Origin of the sequence: Haloplanus salinarum (assembly GCF_024498175.1) — an archaeon.
GTDB classification, from domain to species: domain Archaea; phylum Halobacteriota; class Halobacteria; order Halobacteriales; family Haloferacaceae; genus Haloplanus; species Haloplanus salinarum.
This window is the reverse complement of sequence record NZ_CP101823.1, coordinates 754005-775993: the sequence shown is the minus strand read 5'-3', so window position 1 is coordinate 775993 and position 21989 is coordinate 754005. Positions and strand designations below refer to the sequence as shown.

General features: G+C 59.6%; 26 protein-coding genes and 1 pseudogene. 9 read left to right on the top strand and 18 right to left on the bottom strand.

Features of this window, described 5'->3' with window-relative positions; genetic code table 11:
• Positions 1-470 precede the first annotated feature (470 nt).
• The 8 genes and pseudogenes from NO364_RS18270 to NO364_RS04095 all read right to left on the bottom strand — a co-directional run bounded on the left by NO364_RS18270 (position 471) and on the right by NO364_RS04095 (position 3355).
• On the bottom strand, positions 471-674 hold the full coding sequence (locus NO364_RS18270) for a hypothetical protein (protein WP_157688186.1): 204 nt from the start codon (positions 672-674) through the stop codon (positions 471-473).
• Positions 675-821: 147 nt separating this feature from the next.
• On the bottom strand, positions 822-1196 hold the full coding sequence (locus NO364_RS04110; protein WP_257628603.1) for a hypothetical protein: 375 nt from the start codon (positions 1194-1196) through the stop codon (positions 822-824).
• Between the two features lie 156 nt (positions 1197-1352).
• Entirely contained in the window at positions 1353-1568 is a 216-nt protein-coding gene (locus tag NO364_RS18265) for a type II toxin-antitoxin system HicB family antitoxin (RefSeq protein WP_420191769.1), read from the bottom strand.
• A 64-nt stretch (positions 1569-1632) separates the two neighbouring features.
• Positions 1633-1803 carry a hypothetical protein gene (locus NO364_RS04105; RefSeq protein WP_257628602.1) on the bottom strand — a complete coding sequence of 57 codons (171 nt, stop codon included), beginning with the start codon at positions 1801-1803 and terminating at the stop codon, positions 1633-1635.
• Positions 1804-1899: 96 nt separating this feature from the next.
• Positions 1900-2271, bottom strand: a pseudogene (locus NO364_RS18260) (DUF7718 family protein); the annotation flags it as partial.
• Positions 2268-2417 (bottom strand): DUF7563 family protein, encoded by a 150-nt coding sequence (locus NO364_RS18255; protein WP_420191770.1) that lies wholly within the window; start codon positions 2415-2417, stop codon positions 2268-2270. The pseudogene NO364_RS18260 and the gene NO364_RS18255, both read right to left, overlap by 4 nt.
• Before the next feature lie 2 nt (positions 2418-2419).
• Positions 2420-2677 carry a hypothetical protein gene (locus tag NO364_RS04100; RefSeq protein WP_257628601.1) on the bottom strand — a complete coding sequence of 86 codons (258 nt, stop codon included), beginning with the start codon at positions 2675-2677 and terminating at the stop codon, positions 2420-2422.
• Between the two features lie 417 nt (positions 2678-3094).
• On the bottom strand, positions 3095-3355 hold the full coding sequence (locus tag NO364_RS04095; RefSeq protein WP_257628600.1) for a hypothetical protein: 261 nt from the start codon (positions 3353-3355) through the stop codon (positions 3095-3097).
• A gap of 338 nt (positions 3356-3693) precedes the next feature.
• Between NO364_RS04095 and NO364_RS04090 the strand changes: the two genes are divergently transcribed.
• Positions 3694-3849 (top strand): hypothetical protein, encoded by a 156-nt coding sequence (locus NO364_RS04090; protein WP_257628599.1) that lies wholly within the window; start codon positions 3694-3696, stop codon positions 3847-3849.
• Between the two features lie 1042 nt (positions 3850-4891).
• Here the strand turns inward: NO364_RS04090 and NO364_RS04085 are convergent.
• Positions 4892-5626 (bottom strand): helix-turn-helix domain-containing protein, encoded by a 735-nt coding sequence (locus tag NO364_RS04085; protein ID WP_257628598.1) that lies wholly within the window; start codon positions 5624-5626, stop codon positions 4892-4894.
• 88 nt (positions 5627-5714) lie between these two features.
• Here NO364_RS04085 and NO364_RS04080 point away from each other — a divergent pair, with 88 nt between their 5' ends.
• Complete coding sequence (locus tag NO364_RS04080) at positions 5715-6827, top strand: MBL fold metallo-hydrolase (protein ID WP_257628597.1); 1113 nt, start codon at positions 5715-5717, stop codon at positions 6825-6827.
• Between the two features lie 3 nt (positions 6828-6830).
• Positions 6831-8120, top strand: a complete 1290-nt coding sequence (locus tag NO364_RS04075) for an MFS transporter (protein WP_257628596.1) — start codon at positions 6831-6833, stop codon at positions 8118-8120.
• Positions 8121-8393: 273 nt separating this feature from the next.
• Here the strand turns inward: NO364_RS04075 and NO364_RS04070 are convergent, their stop codons facing one another.
• On the bottom strand, positions 8394-9008 hold the full coding sequence (locus tag NO364_RS04070) for a class I SAM-dependent methyltransferase (protein ID WP_257628595.1): 615 nt from the start codon (positions 9006-9008) through the stop codon (positions 8394-8396).
• A gap of 644 nt (positions 9009-9652) precedes the next feature.
• Between NO364_RS04070 and NO364_RS04065 the strand changes: the two genes are divergently transcribed.
• Together NO364_RS04065 and NO364_RS04060 are read left to right on the top strand one after the other, a co-directional pair.
• On the top strand, positions 9653-10114 hold the full coding sequence (locus NO364_RS04065; protein WP_257628594.1) for a ferritin-like domain-containing protein: 462 nt from the start codon (positions 9653-9655) through the stop codon (positions 10112-10114).
• 242 nt (positions 10115-10356) lie between these two features.
• Positions 10357-10758, top strand: a complete 402-nt coding sequence (locus tag NO364_RS04060; RefSeq protein WP_257628593.1) for a helix-turn-helix domain-containing protein — start codon at positions 10357-10359, stop codon at positions 10756-10758.
• A gap of 60 nt (positions 10759-10818) precedes the next feature.
• Here the strand turns inward: NO364_RS04060 and ctaD are convergent, their stop codons facing one another.
• The 3 genes from ctaD to NO364_RS04045 all read right to left on the bottom strand — a co-directional run bounded on the left by ctaD (position 10819) and on the right by NO364_RS04045 (position 14245).
• Positions 10819-12495: a cytochrome c oxidase subunit I gene (gene ctaD / locus NO364_RS04055; RefSeq protein WP_257629140.1), complete on the bottom strand. Its 1677-nt coding sequence runs from the start codon at positions 12493-12495 to the stop codon at positions 10819-10821.
• Positions 12496-12596: 101 nt separating this feature from the next.
• Positions 12597-13523, bottom strand: a complete 927-nt coding sequence (locus NO364_RS04050) for a sulfurtransferase (RefSeq protein WP_257628592.1) — start codon at positions 13521-13523, stop codon at positions 12597-12599.
• A gap of 2 nt (positions 13524-13525) precedes the next feature.
• Positions 13526-14245, bottom strand: coding sequence for a helix-turn-helix domain-containing protein (locus NO364_RS04045; protein WP_257628591.1), 720 nt, complete (start codon positions 14243-14245; stop codon positions 13526-13528).
• Positions 14246-14407: 162 nt separating this feature from the next.
• Here NO364_RS04045 and NO364_RS04040 point away from each other — a divergent pair, with 162 nt between their 5' ends.
• Both NO364_RS04040 and NO364_RS04035 read left to right on the top strand, forming a co-directional pair.
• A complete protein-coding gene (locus NO364_RS04040; RefSeq protein ID WP_251328382.1) occupies positions 14408-15598 on the top strand; it encodes an MBL fold metallo-hydrolase in 1191 nt (396 codons plus the stop codon).
• 130 nt (positions 15599-15728) lie between these two features.
• Positions 15729-15971 carry a hypothetical protein gene (locus tag NO364_RS04035; RefSeq protein ID WP_257628590.1) on the top strand — a complete coding sequence of 81 codons (243 nt, stop codon included), beginning with the start codon at positions 15729-15731 and terminating at the stop codon, positions 15969-15971.
• Between the two features lie 36 nt (positions 15972-16007).
• Here NO364_RS04035 and NO364_RS04030 read toward each other — a convergent pair whose 3' ends face one another.
• The 5 genes from NO364_RS04030 to NO364_RS04010 all read right to left on the bottom strand — a co-directional run bounded on the left by NO364_RS04030 (position 16008) and on the right by NO364_RS04010 (position 20215).
• The gene (locus NO364_RS04030; RefSeq protein ID WP_251328384.1) at positions 16008-16931 is read right to left on the bottom strand and encodes a DUF1641 domain-containing protein; all 924 of its coding nucleotides are present in this window, start codon (positions 16929-16931) and stop codon (positions 16008-16010) included.
• Between the two features lie 10 nt (positions 16932-16941).
• Entirely contained in the window at positions 16942-18120 is a 1179-nt protein-coding gene (locus NO364_RS04025) for an NAD(P)/FAD-dependent oxidoreductase (RefSeq protein ID WP_257628589.1), read from the bottom strand.
• A gap of 82 nt (positions 18121-18202) precedes the next feature.
• Entirely contained in the window at positions 18203-18829 is a 627-nt protein-coding gene (locus NO364_RS04020; protein ID WP_257628588.1) for a helical membrane plugin domain-containing protein, read from the bottom strand.
• Between the two features lies 1 nt (position 18830).
• Positions 18831-19976: an NAD(P)/FAD-dependent oxidoreductase gene (locus NO364_RS04015; protein WP_257628587.1), complete on the bottom strand. Its 1146-nt coding sequence runs from the start codon at positions 19974-19976 to the stop codon at positions 18831-18833.
• A complete protein-coding gene (locus NO364_RS04010; protein ID WP_251328388.1) occupies positions 19973-20215 on the bottom strand; it encodes a sulfurtransferase TusA family protein in 243 nt (80 codons plus the stop codon). The genes NO364_RS04015 and NO364_RS04010 overlap by 4 nt, the downstream gene beginning before the upstream one ends.
• 337 nt (positions 20216-20552) lie before the next feature.
• On the opposite strand from NO364_RS04010, the gene NO364_RS04005 reads away from it, so the two are divergent.
• On the top strand, positions 20553-20702 hold the full coding sequence (locus tag NO364_RS04005; RefSeq protein ID WP_251328389.1) for a DUF7512 family protein: 150 nt from the start codon (positions 20553-20555) through the stop codon (positions 20700-20702).
• A complete protein-coding gene (locus tag NO364_RS04000) occupies positions 20699-21736 on the top strand; it encodes a sulfite exporter TauE/SafE family protein (RefSeq protein ID WP_251328390.1) in 1038 nt (345 codons plus the stop codon). The genes NO364_RS04005 and NO364_RS04000 overlap by 4 nt, the downstream gene beginning before the upstream one ends.
• Positions 21737-21989 lie beyond the last annotated feature (253 nt).

Sequence of the window (21989 nt, the reverse complement as noted above, 5' to 3'; positions counted from 1 at the left end):
ATACTGTCTCTCCACCACTCGTGTAAAGTGTTGGGAGGTTCACGCGGCGTTTATAGGTCGTTCCCCCGTCAGTGTATCTAACAACGAGTCGAGGACGTGTCAGGCCTTTTATGCCATCCGTTGCAGAGACCTGCTCGATTGTATCAAGTCGAATTCGGTCCGGCGATCGGAACCCGCGTGCGAAATGCACTCCCCAAAGTACGAGCATCAATCCACCAACGGCAGCGATGTGGAGAAAGTTGCCATCGCGGACCGCGCTGAGTACCCACCAGACACCGATTGGAAACGCAAACGCGTAGGCGACAAGGGCACTACTAGACCACCACGTTCCGCGCTGCCAATAGTCTCGGTAGAGTGACTTAAGATACCCCGAAAAGGACTCTTGGAAGTACACGTACTCCTCAGTGAACCGTACTGTACCGCGTTTCGTCGGGAACGACTCGATAGAGGGCATACGTCTTCTCCCCTGACTACTCAGAGAGGTCCGCATAGAGTCGAGTGAGCCCACACTCCGGACAAAGACATGCAGAAAGTGGAGTTTGATACCCGACGCCGAGGCGGTCGAGGATACCGCCGTCTCTCTCAGTTTCGATGTACAGGTCACCGACGCCCTCAGCGGTTACGTTCGTCTGTTCCATCTGGACATCACAATCCGGACAGGGTCGTTCGCGCATGACTCAGTATCGTGTTTCGCTGGTCATACTCAAAATCACCTGGCCGCTGTTTCATCGGCCGAAATGCTACTATCGGTATCTCTCTTCGTTGAATCCACCCTCTGTATCGGTCACGCCATTACTAACAGAGATCGAGTAAGTGCTGCTCTACGAATCATCATCTGACGTAACGGGCCCAATATACGCATTCGCCCAGCTATCGCCCTCACGCCACTGCCAGTAATAGTAGTGATAGCCGGGCTTGGTCTCCTTGATCGTGATGTACGCTTTCGACGGCACGTCCTCGTAGGCGTCGGGATCAGTTTCGAACCCCCGCTCCTCGAGATCGTCGATAGCCTCCTCGTCGACCGCCTCGGCAGCCCGTGTTGCAGTCGCGTCCGCCTCGCGCTGTGCCCGCTTCCAGTCCGCGAGTGCCGCCGCATAGGCGGCGACCGTCTCCAGTTGTTCGGGTGATTGTCGCTCAAGGGGGTCGGTCACGTACGCGGGGAGATCCGGAGCCTCTGGTTTTCCTGACTCGCTCATTGTTTGTTACCCCACGCAGTAGTCTATTGTATATTGTGGGGTAACTTTTCTTACTTCCTCGCCCCGGAGCGGGTGCACTGAATCTCAGCACCAGTGGTCTGCACTGATGAGGAAAATAGCAAGTACAGGCCCAGATCCAATTGGAAAGCGTATCTGCTACAACCAAGGCGCTGACGAGGGGCCGTCGACATCCACCCCATCGGGGACCGGCCGCTCGTGAAGTTTGAGCGCTTCGGCGAGGTTTGCTAACGCCTCTGGACGTGTCTTGCCTTGGCTCGCGACATCCGTTTCCTCGTCTCGGGCGACGTACCGTCCATCTTCCAAGGTGAGTGTCACGTCGCCGATGTCATCGGAGTTGCGAGCTCGGCACATACTTCAGAGGATGTGTTGGCGTCCCCACCAGTATCGCGCAACGATTCTCGAATGATACCGAAGACTAACTCTGGCAATCACTGGATTCGTCGACCACGTCGGCCTTGACCGGCGGTGCGATCTCCATGTCGCGCGCCTCGCGATCGAGGGTCTCGGGTTCGGTACCCGTCGCGTCAGCGAGCAGCTCCGTCAGCTCCTCGCGAGAGAGCGCGTCGGCGTCCGCGTTCCGGCTCATACCTCCATCTACCAGCGGCGAACGGATAAAGGTAGGTTCTTGCTCACCCCCATCGGGAGTCCACCGCGGCGGACTCCCTGGTGAGTGACGCTCCTCAAAGACGTCGACGAAGTAGTCCGCTCCGGCATCGAGATAGTCGACACAACCCCGAATCACGGCCCCGCGGTTCGCCGGGAGCGGGCCGTGTCGAGGGGCTAGATGGACTTCTTGAGCGCTCCGGCGGTTGATATCGACGTGGAGTCCTTCACGATAGACGTCGTGCCCGGTCGCGCTGGTCTCATTGTGATCCATCCGGGCGATCACGTCCCACTCGACAGGCGTCGTCGCAGTCTGGTAGTGCAGCTGGACGAGGAAGCGTGGGATGTACCCCTGCTGGCGGTCGAACCCGACGGTAAGAGCACAGTCTGCTCGGGTAGCGACGACGTGTTTCGAGATGTCAAACCCCGAGGGGAGCGAGGGAGCAGTCATGTTCGCGTCTCTCGAACCGTTCCATCTCCGTCACGAGTAAGGTCCTCACAGCGGGGGCAGACGCGCGGTTCGTCGACATCGTCGGGGGTGAAAACCCGAACGTAGCGCTCGGTGACGTGGGCACCACAGTTCTGGCACTCAGGCATGATCACTTCGCTCCGCAATCGGTGGTACTTTCGAGGAGTCTCCAGATTCGCTGGCCCTCAGTCCCGTTCTGCTTGCTGTCAATCATAAATTCCGAACTTAGTATGATTCTATTCATCCCATAACTTACCTGTATGGCGATCAACCGCTCTGCATACCTCTCAGTATGCCTCCAGTAGATGCTACTCGGCCGGCTCCTGACGACATCGAAGGCCATCCACCCATCCAGTGCGAGGACTGTGAGTCTGCTCTCCACAGCCATGACGACGACGATGTTTCCTTCCTACTTCTGGATCAGCTTACCATCCCTATCATCGGTTGCGGAGACCACGTCGACCAGTTCGTTTCTATCTGCGAACTCACGACTACTGGTAGAGCAGACGTCATAGAGCATCGACCGGCTGGAGGGATCCACTGCCCCAGCTGCCAGCTCGCACACTACAATCTCCATCAACCAGTACTCCCAATCCAAACCGGAGCAGTCGCCCTCATGGCCTGCTCACAGCACCAAACAGAAGTCCTCAACCGTTTCCAATCAGGGCTGGAAACACAGCAACAGCTGACATCCTCCATCGATAGGCACCAATAGATCTCTAGAATAGTCCCCCACAGAGCTAGTATGTACAAACACCAGCGACGGGCCCTTTCTCCACCCGTTTGAGGTTCTCAACTGGCCGAATCACTCGGTTTCGTCGCGGGTTGTCGTGTCCGTTGGATGCTCTGGCCCTTCGGTGACTGAGACCGTGTTTCCGTCCTTGTCAAGAATCACAATTGATTCACCACGGCCCGCCACGGTCGTTGGCGCCTCTTCAATCGAGTCAATTTCGGCGAGCTTAATTGCAAAATCGTCATCTGACGGTGCTTTCCACTCATCCATTCGGACGACGCTGTATTGTTTTTCTTCTGGATGGACATCCTCGTGATCGCTCCAACCGGCCATACAGTGTGAATTAGGAACACGATCGATAAATCATACGCCCGTTACCTCTCGATGTTCCAGATGACCACCCCAATCTATCGCGTCTGAAATTCATCGCTTGGCCGCCGCCCACGAAGTTTCTGCTTCGAATGCAGCTATCTGCTGGCCATCTCACGTTCGACTGGCAAGCCATCAGAATCGTCGTTGGTTTGTCTGCTGTTACCCCACAAAATAGAACGATAGATCCGTACGTGGGGTAACAGTATTCCCGAAGATGATCTGTTGCGCTCCGACGGTGGATCTGTCGTTGTCGAACCACGGTGTGGCACGACTTGGTCGTCTTCCAGCGGGATTGCCTCGTGGCAGTCGCGACGCTCGCGATCGAGCGTGATTTGATCGCGAAGACGGGGATCGACGGCCGCACCAACGGCTACGCGCCGACCGATGCTGGTCGCGAGGCGATCCGGGTCGGGGTATGCCGTCTCACCAATGCTACTGAAGAGGGCGAATGCTAGTGAGGTCCGGATTCGATCGTCCGGGATGGCGTGCCGACAGAAGGTGCGTGTCCAGGGAGAGACTGGCAAGTTGGGCGCGACGATGGGATCACACGCACTTTGCCCGGGACGGCACGCGTCCGGACAGGCTCTGCTAGCGCCACGATTCATACCAGTATTCTGGTGCGGATCTCGAACGACTCGGGGGCGTTCTAGAATGTTGATCACTGGTGAGCACCACCAACCACCCTGACGACGCTCGGGTGCGTCGCGAAACGGTGCGGATGCCGGGCGATCTCCGTGCCGAGGTTCATCAACGAGGGCTAGTTGGCGAGCAAGAGCGAACTCATCCGCACCGCGGTTCGGGAACTCCATGAGGAGCAGGACACGCGATAACAGGCTCCCTGCTCCACGCCGACGCGGCCGGCGCGTGGTCGGCAGAGAAACTCGCGGTGATATACGGGTTTGGGGGATGATCGCACCGCGACCAAGATCACCCTTCCCCGCCACCGTATGTTATATTCTAGGAACAAATTCTGTGGTCAAAACGTCTGACGCCGGCGGGGATTTTAAGGCGAGGCAAGAAGATTCATCGTCCAAGGCACAAGATAAGCTAACCGCTCACAGCGTTGGGGAAGAACCCCAGTCCGAATCCCACTTCGGACTGGGGAATAAGGTATGGTTGGAACCCGTACCTCTTCTTCCGCAACCCATGGACAAAACGTTTGCCCCTCATCGCGAGCGACGCGTAGCGTCAGCGCCGCTGCTCGAGACAGTGAGGGGGACGAGAGTATCCGTGGGTAGGACGGCCCGTCGAGCCGTCAGCGCGCAAGGTCGGCGTTCGCGACCTGATGGACGACAACCCTACTGGTTCCCCCGAGAGCGATGTTCGCCCCCACTCCGACCCGCGATACTCGGTCGTCGGCTGTCGGCGCTGTCAGAATCACTGGCTCGTCGAGAACCTCGACACTCACGGTCAGGTCCAGTGCAAGCAGTAGTTGAGACTGGCGCTCTCAATGCACGGCCAGCTGCTCTTCCATTAGAACCGTGATAGAAACGGATCTCAGTCCGCACTTTGTTCGGACGGTCTCTGTCGCCTCGCTTGGAGAGGATTCGTCGTTGAGGTCGCAGTTACCAGTCGGAGGAATCGCCCGGCGTTGGTGAGAAGTTTGTTCTCCGCTTTCCGGAGGTGTTCCTCGTACGTCGACTTCGAGACGGATGTCCGGCCAGCAATCTCACGAAGTGATGTCTGCCGTGGTTGCTCGTAGTATCCGCTTTCGAGCGCCAACTGGAGTGCTGCCAGTTGCCGGTCGGTGAGGTCGTCGAACAGCTGATCGACCGGCGTCAGCATACTGTGCGGAATTTGTTTCTCCGCAATCTCGGTTTTCGAGAGGAGTTCGATATCTCGGTCGGCACGCAGGTCGCCGAGTAATGCCCGGATGTCGTCCTCGTCGAAGGCGATAACAGTGTAGTGTTCCCAGCCCTGCCGATAGATCGTTGGTGACTGGTACAAACAGTTGTGATCCTCGAAGCGGTCGATTATCGACTGTTCAAGGGAACAGAGACACGACTGTGTTACAACGTGGTAGCCGGAGTCGTCGACTGACTCGTGGAGAACCGTTCCGAGACGATCGATGTCATTGAGGAGTTGGTCTGTCGGTGTTTGCTCCGACGAGATCTCCAGCACTTGGCAGTCACTCAACGGCCACTCGCGGATGGTGAGGTCCGGGTAGCGTTCAGATATCGCTCGGTATGGACACTCGTGTTTCACCCGGAGCGACGCCTCGTACAGGGCCATACTGGGTATTGTGGATCGTCGGAATTAACGGTACCGGTCATGTCCGGCAGTGCCTATATTCAAATACTCTTCCTACAGGTTGGTACCGATGTCAGAGACTGCACCGGATGAACTCAGCAGGCGGTTGCAAATTGACGGCGATGACGTACTCGTTCTAGACATACGTCACCGAGAGGACTTCGAAGACTGGCATATTCCTGGCAGCACGAACATTGATGTCTACGACCGTCTGGTCAGCGAACCAGCCACGGCGAAAGACTCGCTCACGGAGTTGCCCAAACAGAAGGAAATTGTCACTGTGTGCACCGAGGGTGTCGTCTCGCAGACTGCGACGGACGTGTTATGGGAAATGGGGTACGATGCCACGACCCTCGAAGACGGAATGAGCGGCTGGAGTCGGGTTCACCGACACGCCGCGGTTCCGGTCGATATCGACGGCCAGTTGATTCAGATCACCCGCCCAGGGAAGGGGTGTCTCTCGCACGTTCTCATCTCAGATGGCCAGGCAGCCGTCTTTGATGCCTCCCACAATCTTGACGCCTACGAGACGGTGATTGACGAGTACGACGTCGACCTTGTGGCTGTGCTCGATACACACGCTCATGCTGACCACGTTTCCGGTGGTGCAGACCTCGCTACCCGTCATAACGTTCCCTACTACCTCCATCCCGCGGACGCACTTGGAATCGATGCGTCTCCACTCGAAGACGGCCAGACCATCACTATCGGCACCGTCGAAATTTCCGTGATCCACACGCCGGGTCACAGTGAAGGGAGCGTCTCGTTCGATGTCGGCGGTACGGCACTGCTGACGGGCGACACGCTCTTTCACGAGAGCGTCGGCCGCGTCGAACTCGGCGTCGAAGCTGGCATCGAGGACTCCAATGTTGAGGCCAACGCCGCCACGCTGTACGAGAGCCTCCAGCGGTTGCTGGAGTACCCGGACGACATTCTCGTCCTTCCCGCACACGATCCCGGTTCGCCCGAACCACCGGTAACTGCCACGCTCGGTGAGGTTACGGACAGAAACAGGGATCTTCAGCGTAGTCGTGAGGACTTTATTTCGACGCTCGCCTCCGATATTCCCGATCACCCACCGAATTTCGAGCGCGTCAAGCGGGTGAACATCGGACAGGAATCGGTCGCTGACGCGGAACTGGCTGACTTGGAGCTGGGGCCGAACAACTGCGCTGCCGAGTAATCCATGAGTACAGCAACCGATCTCCGACAGGGTATCCGTGAACACCTCGGACAGTTCTCGCTGCACGTCCTGCTGGTGTTCGCGACCGGGCTAACCATCGGTTCCGAACGTGCCGTTGTGCCGGTGTTAGGCGAGGAACTCCTCGGTGTCACGTCGTTCTTGGTGATCGGTTCGTTCGTCGTCTCGTTCGGGTTCGTCAAGGCGCTGCTCAACCTCTACGCCGGGAAGTGGGGCGAAGAGTACGGCCGCAAACCAGTGCTCATCCTCGGGTGGGCTACCGCGCTGCCGCTGCCAGTAATACTCATCTTCGCGCCCACCTGGGGGTGGATCACGGCCGGAAACATCCTTCTCGGTATCAATCAGGCACTCACCTGGAGTATGGCGATCAACGCAAAGGTCGACCTCGCGGGCCCCGATCAGCGCGGGCTCGCAGTTGGTATCGACGAGGCGTTTGGCTACACCGGCGTCGCCGCCGGTGCCTGGATCACGGGCGTCATCGCGGCCCAGACGAGTCTCCGGCCCGAGCCATTCTATTTCCTCGCCGCCGTCGTCGTGCTAGCGTTCCTCATCTCGATCTTCCTAATCAAAGAGACCGTCCAGTACGCGCAGGCCGAGGGTGACGATGACCACCACGACGCCAACCTCCCATTCAACGAAGTGCTGAAGCGAGCCACCTACGGTGACAAGACGCTGTTCGCCGCGGCACAGGCCGGCCACATCGAGAACTTCGTCGACACGCTGTTCTGGATCGCGGTGCCGCTCTATCTGACCAGTCAGGGACTGGGGATCGCGGCAGTTGGTGTCGTCGTCGGCGTCCACAGCGCAATGTACTTCTCCCAGATCGCGACAGGCGGGCTCGCGGACCGCATCGGTCGTCGACCGCCCGTGATCGCGGGGATGTTCCTCGCTGGGGCCGGTGTCCTCGGGATGGTGTTCGTCGAGGGATACCTCCTGTGGGCTGTGCTTGCAGCCGTCTCCGGCCTCGGGATGGCGTTGCTCTACCCGAATCTGATGACTGTTCCCGGCGATGCCGCCCACCCGACGTGGCGGTCGGCCGGGATGGGTGTCTACCGGATGTGGCGCGACTCCGGATACGGTGTTGGCGCCATCTTGATCGGCCTCTCGATGGAGTTTGTAAATCCCGAAGCCGCGTTCTACATGACCGCCATCCTGATGTTCCTCTCCGGTGCTGTCGTGTACGTCTGGATGGAAGAGACCCATCCTGACTTCGGGACGCACGAACCACCAGCGCCTGCGACGGAGCCTCCTACGGGAGCAATACCTGAGGACTGAGAGGGAACACCTCTCTATCCGAACTGGATCAACTGAACGTCAAAACTTTGTCGGCGTCCTCGACGATCCGGAGGTACTCGTCCATCGAGGACCGAGGACACAAATATCGGGAACGGACTGCTCGGGGAGGTCTTTCTGGCGACGCGCTTCTCGGACCAGGGATTCCGGCGTAAAGACCGATGGTTCATCGTACCGCTTCGCCTCGAAAAGCGGCGAGTCAGATCGCTCGTCAGAATCAGCCATTAGATTCTCCGTGGAACGCTGTCGCCAAGGTCATTTTGAATCTCCGATAGGAGTCCCCACAACCGCAGTAACCGCAGCGGTGGTTGGATCACTGCTCTCGACGACGGTTTCGTCGGCGATGCCCAGGAAGTACTCCTGCGTTCCGTCGACGGTGTTCAGCACTCTGTCGGCCAGCGCCTCGGAGTCGCGATGAACCATCTGCTGGAAGTACGACCCGTCTCGCCTAAGATTCGACTGGACGTACTCGGATCGCGTATTTAGTATCAGCGCGACGATCCTGCCGCCCGATCGGAGCACGCGAGTTGCTTCCTTGAGGACAGCCTCGATCTCCGAAATGAACTCCAGTGTTGCCACGAAGACGACGGCGTCTACTGCGTCAGTTCGCACCGGGAGTGTCCGCGCATCGTCGACCAGAAACGGTGTAGAAGTACGCTGTCGCGCCGTCCGTACCATCGCCTCTGATATGTCGATACCGACGATATCGTAGTCGGTGAATCGCTCTTCGAGCGAACCGATACCACAGCCGACGTTGAGGATCCGATCATCGGGAGCTACGTGTTGCTTGATGTATGCGGCCTCACAGTCCATCACCGCCGAGCCGAACTCGCTCTCGCAGAACCGCACGAAGCTCTCGACGTTGCTCATGCAGGAACTTCGTGAAGCACTTCTTGTAGCTTTTCGGTGACGTACGCAACGTCTTCGTCGGTCGTCTCTCGGCCCATCGAGAAGCGGACAGCTCCCATTGCCTGGTCTGGGTCGACGCCCATCTCGATGAGGACCCGTGATGGCGACGGGTCGCCCGAGTGACAGGCCGAGCCCCCGGAGACGGCGATGTCGCGTTCCGCAGGTGCGTCGACTATCCGAAGAGTCGGCCAAGTGTATCGAGAACGAACGTCTGGACTAAGCCCCTTGAAGTGCAGTTACGAGTGATTGCTTTTGTGTGGAAGGAGCATCTCGGGAGGGCATATCTGGGAGTTCTTCTCTCGGTGATTAGAACGTGTTGGTGAAGGTTTCCTACAGATGATGAACCGGCTCTCTGTACCGACCGGTTGGACGGATTTTTGAGTGCGTGGTTGGACTTGTTGCTAACAAAGGTACTCGCAACTTCATCCGCGGGTCAACACAAGATCGGACATCACTCAGACACGCTTATCGACGGAATCTTGCGCAGGGCATTATAAGAACACGCTTCCCTCGAGGAAAACGAATCCATCAGAGCGATCGCTCCGTGGCTTTGATTGTCGCACACCAACTGTGTATTGAAGCGTCTACGCGTCGAGTGTTATACGATGACAGCAGACAATCAGGAAGTCGTTGAGGTACTTCAGAGTGCATACATGGAGGAACTGGAGACAGTGATGAACTATCGAACCAACTCGATCGTTCTTGAGGGCGTTCGAGCTCAAGAAATCAAAGAAAGTCTCGAAGAGGATATTCAAGAAGAACTCGGCCACGCAGAATTATTGGGTCAGCGACTCAAGCAACTAGACGCCCGGCCCCCCGGTTCCGCGTCATTTACTGCGAAACAAGAAAGTCTTCAGCCACCCGAAGATTCAACCGATGTCCTTGCAGTCATTCGGGGCGTCCTTGATGCTGAGGAAGATGCGATCAAAACGTATCGCCGACTGGTTGACTTAGCGCGGGACGCCGATGATCCCGTAACCGAGGATCTTGCTGTGGAGATTCTCGCCGATGAGGAGGCTCACCGGACCGAATTCAGAGGTTTCGAAAAGGAATACAGCGAGGACTGACTTCCAGTCAGTATTCGCTCGGCGCCGTCTCGGTATGGCCACCAATCGGTCCGGATCTCTCGTAGGGAACTCGTCGGCCAGTATGAAACGCCACAGTTACCAATAGCTCCGGCCGCTTTTTGAGCTCTCCGGTAGACTCCGTCAGTAGCCGTCTACAGTCCCGATGTCTCCGACCAACTCGTTAGAATTGTGAATACTCCGCACAATTGTTTTAACAGTGCGGCCCTTACTGGGAAGTAAGAATGCCAGATTCGATGTCCGAACAACTCCGCCAAGACATGGAGTGTGAGGGTCTTCTCGAATGCTTCCATGGACTCAAAGATCTCGACAAGCAGTGCTTTCAGATCCTCGTTAATGCTGAGGAACCGCTCACCGTCGACGAAGTTGCAGAGGCCGTCGATCGGGAGCGTTCGACGGCGTATCGTTCGATTCAGCGGCTTCGCAACGCAGGATTCGTTCAGAAAGAACAGGTCAACTACGACAACGGAGGATACTATCACGTCTATTTGCCGACCGCTCCCTCGGTGGTCGCCGACGACATGCAGCGACTGCTGAACGATTGGTATGCTAAAATGGGACAGCTCATCCAACAATTCGAGGATAAGTACGAACGTGGTGACGTCACTTCGCCCGTTGAAGGATAACGAGTAATCGAAAAATTCCAGCTATACCGACTCTCCGGACTGAAACACGTAATTTGTCGCTTATTCGTCTCGGTCGGATGTCTCCCCACCGTCGGCTATTGCTAGTTCACGTTTCCGCTCGAACCACTCCCACTCCGCCGTTTTGAGCCTCGTTCCATCGAGGTCCCACGGGTCCGGATCGGCTTTTGGCCCTTCCATCCACGAGGTGACCATATTATACAACCACACCAGTTGTCCGATCGTGATGATAACAGCCCCAAGCGTGGCGATCTGATGAAGTGACGTGAACTGCGGAAGGTACGTCGCGTACCGGCGTGGCATCCCGCCGTATCCGAGTATGATCATCGCGAAAAACGTCACGTTGACTCCAACCATACTCAACCAGAAGTGCCACCTCGCGAGTGTCCGCTGGTACATGCGTCCCGAGACGAGTGGGAACCAGTAGTAAATCGCACTGTAGACCGCGAACACGGTCCCACCCATGAGGAAGTAGTGGAAGTGACCGACGACGTAGTAGGTGTCGTGGAGGAGGAGGTCAACCGGGATCGACGCGAGGAACACGCCCGTTACCCCGCCAATAATGAGATTAGCGATGAAGCCGATGCAGAACAGCATCGGGGCCGCGAGTCGCAGTTGTCCGTTCCAGAGTGTCGTCATCCAATTGAACGTCTTTACCGCCGTGGGGACTGCAATCGCGAGTGAGACGGCCATGAACGAGGCGCGCAATCGTGGATCCATTCCCGTCGAGAACATGTGATGCGCCCAGACGCCAAAGGAGAGGACACCGATCGCGAGGGTCGAGTACACGACGAATTTGAAGCCGAAGAGCCGTCGTCCTGCGAATCGCGGAAGGATCAGGCTCACGAACCCCATTGCCGGCAGGATGAGAATATAGACTTCCGGGTGCCCCCAGAACCAGAAGAGATGTTGCCAGAGAAGCGGTCCGCCCCCATCGACGACGAAATACGTCGTCCCGAGGTTGCGGTCGAGGAGTAACATAACGAGCGCACTTCCGAGCAACGGGAATGCAAAGAGGATGAGCCCGGATTGAGTGAGGACGGTCCACGAAAAGATATCCAAGTTTGCCCACGTCACCTTCTCGGCACGTTCGGTGAAGATCGTCGCGATGAAATTGATCGCCCCCATCGTCACGCTAATTCCGGAGAGGTGGAGTCCGAGAAGCATGAGATCGACAGCCGGACTCGGCTGTTGGATCGACAACGGGGTGTACATGGTCCAAGAGGTTTGTGCGGCCGGGAACGTCGGAACCAGAAAGCCGGCGTACACTAACAAAGCAGATGGTGGAAGCAACCAGAACGCGATGGCGTTGACTCTCGGGAATGCCATGTCGTCGGCCCCGAGGAGCAGTGGAATGAAATAATTCGAGAAGGCCGCCAGGATCGGCGTCCCGAACAGGATGAGCATCGAGATTCCGTGGCTCGTCATTAGTGCATTGTACAGTGAGGGCGAAATGATGTTTTGCTCGGGGGCCAGTAACTCGATTCGCATGATTAGCACGCTGAAGCCCGCGAGTCCGAAAATAATGATCGAGTACACACCGTAGAGAATCCCGATGTCCTTGTGATCGACGGTAGTCAGCCAGCGGATGATTCCTGATGGCTTTTCGCGGTGGTGCTCTTGAACGGTACCAGTGCTACCGGTGCCCGAGGATGTGTACGTTCGCCAGTTCTCGACTCGGGCAAGCCACACGGCGATGATCAAGAGGAACACACCCATGACGAGTGTTAGTGCTACCTGCGAGGTTGCCATGGGAGAGAACTCGTCTCGAACCCACGTATATCATAAATTGTCGCACGACAAACCGTGATCAAGGATAGTCATTCTTCCTTCCCGGAGGCGATTGGGGCCCGAATCAAATTCCCCCATTCGGTCCACGATCCGTCGTAGTTCCGCACCGACTCATACCCGAGCAGTTCGTGAAGGGCAAACCACGTAATCGATGATCGTTCGCCGATCCGACAGTACGCAATAACGTCGTCATCGGGCGTCACACCGTGGGATGCATACAGTTCCCGAAGTCGTTGTGGCGGCTTGAATCGACCGTTTGAATCGACGTTGTCCGCCCAGAGAACGTTGATGGCGCCCGGGATGTGGCCGGCGCGCTGTGCCGTCTCATCGATGCCAGGTGGAGCTGTTAGCTCTCCGCGGTACTCTTCCGGCATCCTGACATCGATAAGCATCGTCTCGGAGTCAAGTGCCTCGTACACGTCGCTTCGAAACGCACGATGTGACTCGTCTACTTCACGAACGGTGTACTCCGCTGTCGGGAAGGATGGAACCTCCTGAGTCGTCGGAAACCCCTGCTCCATCCAGTATTCGCGACCACCATCCATCACCCGCACATCGTCGTGGCCATACATGGTGAACTGCCAGTACAGGTGTGTCGCGAACCAGTTCGAGTTGTCGCCGTAGACGACGACAGTGGTGTCATTTGCGATGCCGTGATCGCGCATAAGTTGCCCGAATTCGTCCGGACTCGGGATATCACGCCACGTCTCGCTCTGAAGATCGGTCTCCCAGTCGAGTTCACACGCACCTGGAGCGTGCCCGTCTCGATAGAACTCCCGGTTGACATCGACCTCAACGAGTCGGAAGGCCGTATCGTCACTTTGGAATTGATCGAGTCGATCGGCGACCCACTGGGGTGAGACGAGGGCTTCTTTCGAATGTGTCGTCTCCGGTTCTCGTTCCGGGTCGTCCTTCGGAAGATCCGTGCTGTTATCTGATGTGTCGTCTGGATGCATACTTAGTATTCCTCCTCGACGTATCCCTTCGCCAGTTCGGCAGTCGCTCGGCGCAGTCGGTACGAAACCGTCGACCGAGGTATGTCAAGTTCGTCAGCGAGTTCGTCAAGTGTCACCTCGCGGGGGGTCTCAAAGTATCCCCTGTCGACGGCCAGTTCCAGAACCTGCTGTTGTTCGCTCCGGACCTGCCGTGACGAGAGGAGTTCGTTTTGCCATCCCGTCGCATCCTCGAGGTGTCCAAACTCGAACTCGATTCCGTCAGCGAGTCGTGCGCCGAGAGTATCGTATACCATCCCGATTTTTTCGTCGTTCTGCATGAGAATTCGCCATCGTGCTTCCCTCTGTTCACGAACAACTTCGAAGACGGTGCCCCCCGTGAGGTATTGAACCGCGATGAACGGGACTGCATCACAGTACGATACGTCCGAGAGGAGTGTGTAGACGACTCGGGAGCGATTGTCTGCTTCGAGCAGGCTGTGCTGTCGGGTACTCCGACACGCGCGAGTGCTGATCGACTCGCGGTCGAGCATCTCGTCAAGCAACAGCGAGTCAAGCCGGTCGAGTGCCTCGGGCTCACCTGTCACCCGCTCTATTCGCCAGAACTTATCGCTGTCGAGACACGAGATGACCGCTTCGGAGAGGAGTGACTCGTTTTCGATGAAGGCATCCATATATGCGTCAATGCCCGAGGAGTAGACCAGAGAAAAGAGAAATTCGCGCATTACTTCGCCTGTTGTGGAGGGACAAACTAACCGTTTACGATCCGATTCTACTGGCGGGAAAATCCCGTGTCTCGCTGTGCTCGGTTGATGCTGTTTCATCCTATCTATATTGTGGAAATTGCGCAATATTTAATACATTAGCTGAGTAATATTGGGGCGAAGATGGACCCAGACGACTTCCCGACGCCCGACGAACCGATCGACGAGCTGTCGGCTGCGGACCTCAAGAGCCGAATCGACGCGGGTGAGGACGTGACCATTCTGGACACGCGTGTCGAGGGTGACTTCGAGGAGTGGAGAATCGACGGCGACTCGGTCGACATCGAGAATATCCCGTACTACGAGTTCTTGGACGAACTCGACGACGATCTGCTGGACCGCGTGCCCGAGGGCAATCCGCTGGTCGTCCTCTGTGCGAAGGGTGGGGCCAGCGAGTACGTCGCCGGCCTGTTGCAGGAGGCGGGACGAGACGTGGTCCACCTGCAGGACGGCATGAACGGGTGGGCGCGGCTGTACGAGCGACTGGAAATCGAGGAGTACGACGGCCCCGGCACGGTGTATCAGTACCAGCGGCCATCGTCCGGTTGTCTCGCGTACCTCGTCGTCTCGGACGGCGAGGCGGCGGTGATCGACCCGCTCCGGGCCTTCACCGATCGCTACCTCGATGACGCAACCGAGCTGGATGCGACACTGAAGTACGCCATCGACACGCACATCCACGCGGACCACGTCAGCGGCGTCCGTGAACTGGACGACGAGGGCGTTCGCGGCGTCATCCCGGCGGCTGCCGTCGACCGTGGCGTGACGTACGCCGACATCATCGAGACGGTCGAAGACGGCGACGTGCTCTCTGTGGGCGAGGTTGACATCGAGGTAGTCTACACGCCCGGGCACACGACCGGCATGACCTCGTACCTCGTCGGCGACAGCCTGCTCGCGACCGGCGACGGGCTCTTCATCGAGAGCGTCGCCCGACCGGACCTCGAGGAGGGTGACGAGGGAGCGCCCGACGCGGCTCGGATGCTCTACGAGTCGCTCCAGGAACGGGTGCTCACTCTCCCTGACGAGACGCTCGTCGCCGGCGCACACTTCAGCGACGCTGCCGAACCCGCTGCCGACGGGACGTACACCGCACCGCTCGGTGATCTGAAAGAGCGGATGGACGCGCTGTCGATGGACGAGGAGGCGTTCGTCGAACTCATCCTCTCGGACATGCCGCCTCGCCCCGGCAACTACGAGGACATCATCGCCACGAACCTCGGCCAGCAGACGGCCGACGACGACGAGGCGTTCGAACTCGAACTCGGCCCGAACAACTGCGCGGCCAGTCAGGAGTCGCTCGCCGGCGACTGATCGCGTCGCCGACTGAACGGACTCAACGCATTTTTCCACGACGACAGTCGGCCAATCGAACACACATCGATGCCAGTTGTCCTGTGGCAACTGAACCTGTATGTCGATACGGCGGCTACGGATACTCGTGATGAATGGCACCGAACTACTTGCCCGACTTCGGTCGATCCACGTGGATCGTCGTCTCGGACTCGCCGCCGTGGTGGCTGCTTCGCTGGCTACCGCAGCCGTCACATACGGCCTGGTCCACAACGATATCGTGACTGCCATCTCGGCGCTTCCGTTCGTCCCGGCCGCGCTGTTGCTCGTCGCGATCGGCCTCTCGTTCGAGCATCCGGACGAGCACGGACCTGGACCGGGTGGTTCCGTGTAAAATCGGTCACAGTGGCACGACGACTGCGAATCGTCGTCACTCTTCGTCGTCGGGAGCACGGGTCGCACCGATTCGTTCTGCAGCCTCCACGAGCATTCCGAGCGAGCGCTGCACGTCGTCGTTTCTAAACGCGCCGATCAGCCCCCGAAGACCGACCCGGCGGTCGATGTCTCCGTCCGCGATCGCTCCTGCGCCCGCGTCGACGACATCGAGTACTGCGGGATCACTCGCCCGTTCCGCGACATCGACGGCGCGGCCGAGTTGTTCGCCCAGTTCGTAGTACTCGCGTGGGGATCGGCCGGTCGCGTCGCCAAATCCCTCGAGGAGGTAGCCGAGGCCAACGACCGTCTCCATGTTCTCGCCGAGCGTTTCGATGGCTTGGAGGGTCGGTTCGCGCTCGAACGCCGCTTCGAGACGCTCGAGATCGGCCTCGAGGCGCGCGAGTTCGTCGTCATCGGCCGGGACGAAGTCCGAAAGGACGCTCCCGGTCACGTCGAGGAGGGTCAGCAGGTCAAGAAACGTCTCCGTGTTCTGACCGAGGCGACGAAGCAGCGTCAGCGTTTCCTCGCGTTCGAACGCGAGGCGCAACTGTTCGATCTCGCTCCGGTTCTCCACGGCGACCGTCCGCAACTCGGGAACGAGGTCCGCTGCGAGATCACGTGTCACGTCGAGCAGGTCGAGTAAGTCGGCGAGTGTCTCGGCATTGTCGCCGACCCGCTGGAGCAAAACGAGCGTCTCCTCGCGTTCGAGCGAGGTCCGGAGGTCGGCAAGTGGCTCGCGGTTCTCCGTGACCGCCGTCCGTGCCTCGGGGACGAGGTCGGTGCTCAGACCTCGCACCGCAGCGAGCAAATCCAGCAGCGCGACGAGATCGTCCGCGTTCGCGGCGACTCGCGCACGGATGCGATCGAGTTCTGCGTCTGCGTCCGCCGCCTCATCCGTCAGAGAGGAATGTTCACTCATTGTAGCCACCTCATGGCACTGGGTCGTAGCCGCGCATCCAGACGTTCCAGTACAGTGACGGGATGACGTTGATGTCGAGAATCCAGTTCAGTCGGCTGACGACGGGTGCCGAGATGGGTGACTCGTAGTCGAACTCGGCGATCATCGCTTTCCCTTTCTCGACGAGGATCGGACAGGCGGTGTACCCGTCGTAGTCCGCGACGAGGTCGCGGCCAGCGATCGATCGCTCGATGTTGTCGGCGACGACGTGGGTCTGTTTTCGGGCCGCCGAGGCGGTTCGCGACGTTGGAACGTCCGCGCAGTCGCCGACGGCGAACACGTCGTCGAACGTCCGGTGCTGTAGCGTGTGATCGTCGACGTCGACGTATTCCCCGCCGTTCGTGAGCGGCGACCGCTCAACGAGGAATTCGTGGCCGTGCTGTGGCGGCACGGGGGCGTAGAGGTCGTATTCGAGTTCGTCGCCCTCTTCGGAGTGGACGACACCCGCCTCATAATCGACCGAGTCGACAGTGAAGTTGGGGACGAACGTGATGTCGCGCTCGGCCCAGATCTCCTCGATCCGTTCTTGATACGGTGCCTTCGGGCCGGTCCCGAACACGTGCGGGCCGGGCTTGGTCATCACCACTTCGGCGTCTTCGCGGACGCCCCGCTCGCGGAGGTACTCCTCCATCAGCATGGCGAGTTTCAGCGGCGCGCCGCCACATTTGATCGGCGTGTCCGGGACGGTCACGAGGAAGGTTCCGCCCTCGAAGTCGTCAACGGCGTCCCCGAGTGCCTCAGCTGCGGCGGCGTGATAGAAAGGGAACACGGAGTCGGTTCGTTCCCAGCCTTCGACCATTCCATCGACGTGGTCGGGTCTGAGGCTGTTGCCGACGCTGACGACGAGGTAGTCGTACTCGTACGTTCCACCCTCCCCGGTGACCGTTCGGTCGTCGGGATCGATGGCTTCCACGGTGTCCTCCACGAACCGCACCTCGTCGTGGAGCAAGCTCCGCTCCGCTCGCTTGTTGTCGGCCAGATCCATGTAGCCGAACGGGATGAGGTAGTACGACGGCTGGTATCGGTGGGTCGCGTCTCGATCGACGACGGTGATGTTCGCGTCGAGTCGCCGTCGGAGCATGTTCGCCGTCATCGTCCCACCAGCCCCGCCGCCCAGTATCAGCACGTTCGGTCGGGTTGTCGTTGTCATAGTGATCGAATAGGGGGTCGTGATCGGTCGTCGGTCGTCGGTCGTCGCAGGCGATTCACCATCGTGCCACGGAGTACTCGGCTCACGAGTCGGCGGCCCCGTCGGTGCCGATTCCGCGCGCGACAGCGACGAGGAAGCCGACGCCAGCTTGCACCTCGGGGTCGCGAAGCGCGCGGACGAGGCCAAGCGGTCCAAGTGGCTCGCTTCCCTCGTTGGTGGCGTCGCCGACGCCGTCGAGGAGACGCTCGATCCCGCGTTTCACGTCGTCGTCCGCCGCCGTCGTTGCGATTTCGCCCAGCGCAGTGCCGCGGGCAACCGTCGACTCGATCATTTCATCATCTGCCGCGTCCGTCAGGAGCGCGAGCGTGTCGGCCACCTCGAAGAGACGGTCGAGCGTCCCGGTCCGCTGGAGGGTTGCGACCCGGTCGAGGGCGTCCGCGAGGTCGGCACCGTTCGCGCCGACGGCGCGTCCCAGTTCGACGGTGCCGTCGTCGGCAAGTTCGGCGGCCGCCAGACCGAGCGTCGTCGCGTCCCCTGTCAAATCCTCGACCATCCGGTCGTCGAGGGCGTCCTCGACGAGCGCCAGCGCGTCGAGCATGGACGAGAGCTGTCCCGATCGTTCGAGCACCGCCGCGACCGCCTCGGGGTTCTCGGCGATGGCGTCGATCACCTCCGGGGGAACGTCCCCCACTTCGTCGGTCGCGCTCATCTCACAACACCCCGCGGGCAGTGAGCCAGTACGAGCGGTTGTAGCCGAGCTTCGACCAGTGGATGAGCTTCGAGGGGGGTTTCGGCGTGGGCGACTCCTCGTAGTCGAAGGCGATATACGTCGCCTCGTCCGTCCCGCTCTCGATGAAACAGACGGTCTTGCCGTCGTACTCGGCGGTCGGACGTTCGCCGCGGGCGATGCTCGCGAGCCGGTCCGCAAGCGCCCCGGCCGCGTAGTGGGCGGCGCTCCCGGCCTTGCTCGTCGGGAGATCCGCCACGTCGCCGAGCGCGTAGACGTCGTCGGCTCCGCGCGCTTCGAGCGTGTTCGGGTCGACGTCGACCCACCCGTCGTCGCCGAGGCCCGCCTCCCGCACCAGATCGCTCCCGTCGTGAGGCGGAATAGCGACGAGCAGGTCGTAGTCCAGTTCCCGTCCTTCGACTGTGTGGATCGTCTTCGTATCGGGGTCGACCCGCTCGGCGTTGAAGAACGTCTCCACCTCGACATCACGGTCGTCCATGAGTGGTCCCGCCCACTCGGCGACCGACTCGATGCCGTGGGCGCGACCGATCGGATAGGTGTACGTGATATCCACGTCCTCGCGCAGGCCACGATCACGGAACCAAGCGTCGGCCATCAGCGCGAACTCGAGCGGCGCGACCGGACACATATGTGGGACGCCGACGACGGAGACGACGAGATGCCCCTCGGTGAACTCGGCGAGTTCGTCGCGGAGCGCTGCGGCGCCCTCCGGTCCGTAGAAGTGGTGTCCACCCTCCGCCAGTCCGGGGGTCTCCTCGGGCGTCACCTGTGCGCCCATCGCGAGCACGAGGTGGTCGTACGACTCGTCGACACCTGCCCCCGCGAGCGAGACGGTCTTGTCGTCGGTGTCGACTCCGTCAACTCGGTCGATAGTCAGATCGATCCGGTCGTCGACGAGATCGACGAGCGGTCGGGTCGCGTCGGCGAGCGTCTTCTCCCCGAAGGGGACGTACAGCCATGTCGGCTTGTAGACGTGATCCTCGCCGTCGTTGACGAGTTGTACTTCGATGTCCCCCGCGTCGATCTCCGTCGCGAGTTCCTCAGCCAAGTTGTTTGCGAGGACGATACCACCCGTGCCCGCCCCGACGATCACGATGCGTTCGGTCATCGTTTTCGGACGTAGTACGACTGGTGGTCACCGTGATCGACGATGTCGACCAGTTCGTGCCCCGACTGTTCGGTCCACTCGGTGAGGTCCTTCTCGGTCCCCTCGTTCGAACTGAGGAGTTCGACGACCGTCCCCGACTCGACCGATTTCATCTTGCCGATGAGGTCCATCAGTGGACCGGGGCAGGACGAGCCGACCGCATCGACCGTGACATCCGCTCGCTCGTCAGTTTCGGACATGGTCCGGTGTAGGTAGCCGAGCAGTATTATGTGTGCGTTTGTCGCAAGACAACTTTTCGGCCGGTTTTATATATTCTCGGGGGCGCGTGCGGTCACAGGCGAATCGATTTTCTCCTTTAGTACCGGTTTCTGAGCCGTGAATGGGCATAAAACCCGGAGATATCTTTCGAACTGGCCGAGAGCAATATAACTTATTAGTAACTTACTTATCGCCACTCGTTCGTTAGGAAAATATAGTATTGTCCATTACTCCCAAAACTATTATCTACGCCAGCGCTCTACTGGCGAGTGTGCAGGAACCTACGATGAACGCCACATCGAATCGAGGTGATCGGTGATGTTCGGAATCGAGACGCTCTCGGGGAACGCACAGGCCGCCGTACTCGTCGGTCTCGTGTTAGTCGAGGCCGCGATCCTCTATCTGGGATACGGGGCACTCGAACGACTCACAGGACTGTACGTGGTCGGAATGCTCCGGGGGAAATGATGGAACTACTCGGTATCAGCGTCGCGTTGCTCGGGATGTTCGCCGGCTTCGGCCTCCTCATCGGCATCCTGTTCGGCTTCTTCGGGATGGGCGGGTCCTTCCTCGTTACCCCTGCCCTCCTGGTGATGGGGTACGAACCGAACGTCGCGGTCGGGTCCGGACTGGCCTTCGTCTTCGGGACGAGCGTCATCGCCACCCTGAAACACCGCGACCTGGGGCAGGTCGACTACAAACTCGGCGTGTCGATGATCGTCGGCACGACCCTCGGCATCGAAGTCGGGAAACTCGGGCTGGAGTATCTCCAGCACATCGGTCTCGCCGACAGCGTCGTGAGCGTCGCGTACGTTGCCCTGCTGGGCGGTATCGGCGTCTTCGTCACTCGCGAGGCGCTCCGTGACGGGGACGGTGGCCTCAGTCACGATGTCGAGGACGCCGACGGTGACGACCACGACATTCCCGACATCGCGAAGCGGATTCAGTCGTATCGCATCCCGCCGATGATCTCGCTGCGAGGCGGTATCACCGTCTCGTTGTGGATGGTGCTTCTCGTCGCCTTCTTCACTGGCCTGCTCTCCGGCTTCCTGGGCGTGGGTGGCGGCTTCATCCGTATGCCCGCGCTCTTCTACGCCATCGGCGTCCCCGTCCCCGTCGCCGTCGGCACCGACCTCTTCGAAATCGTCTTCTCCGGCGGCATCGGGTCGTTCCTCTACGCGCAGTCCGGGGCGGTCGATCTCTCCATCGTGGCGCCACTTCTCGCCGGGAGCGCCCTCGGCGCTCGCATGGGCGCCGCCGCGACGAGCCTCGTCGACGAGGACGGAATCAAGATCTACTTCGGCGTGATGCTCCTTCTCGGTGCCCTCGCTGTCGCGATCCGACAGATCGGGAACTTCCTCGGGATCGACGTGCTCAACGTGGTCAGCTTGGTCGTCATCGTCGGCGCGGCGCTCCTCGTCGCCGGTGCCGTGGTCCTCAGCAGCATCCGTGAACTTCGGACCGAGGCCGAACCGGAAGCCGTCACGTCGACGAGCGACTGACGTGTCTGTCACGATCCGACGCCCCCTGTCGGTCGTCGCTGGCCCACACCACCGGTAGTCGAGTTCCCGACGAACTCGTTCTGAAAATGCCACTCGTGCAGCCGGAGCACGACTGGTCCGAGACTCGGCCTGCAGTGGGACGCCGTCTCGATTGTTTCGGACGTGGACTGGAGATCGGAGGAATTCGGCACCCCTCTGTGCCGTGCAACGGCTGGGACGCGGGGACCGAGATTGGGAGTCGGATCTCGGCGGC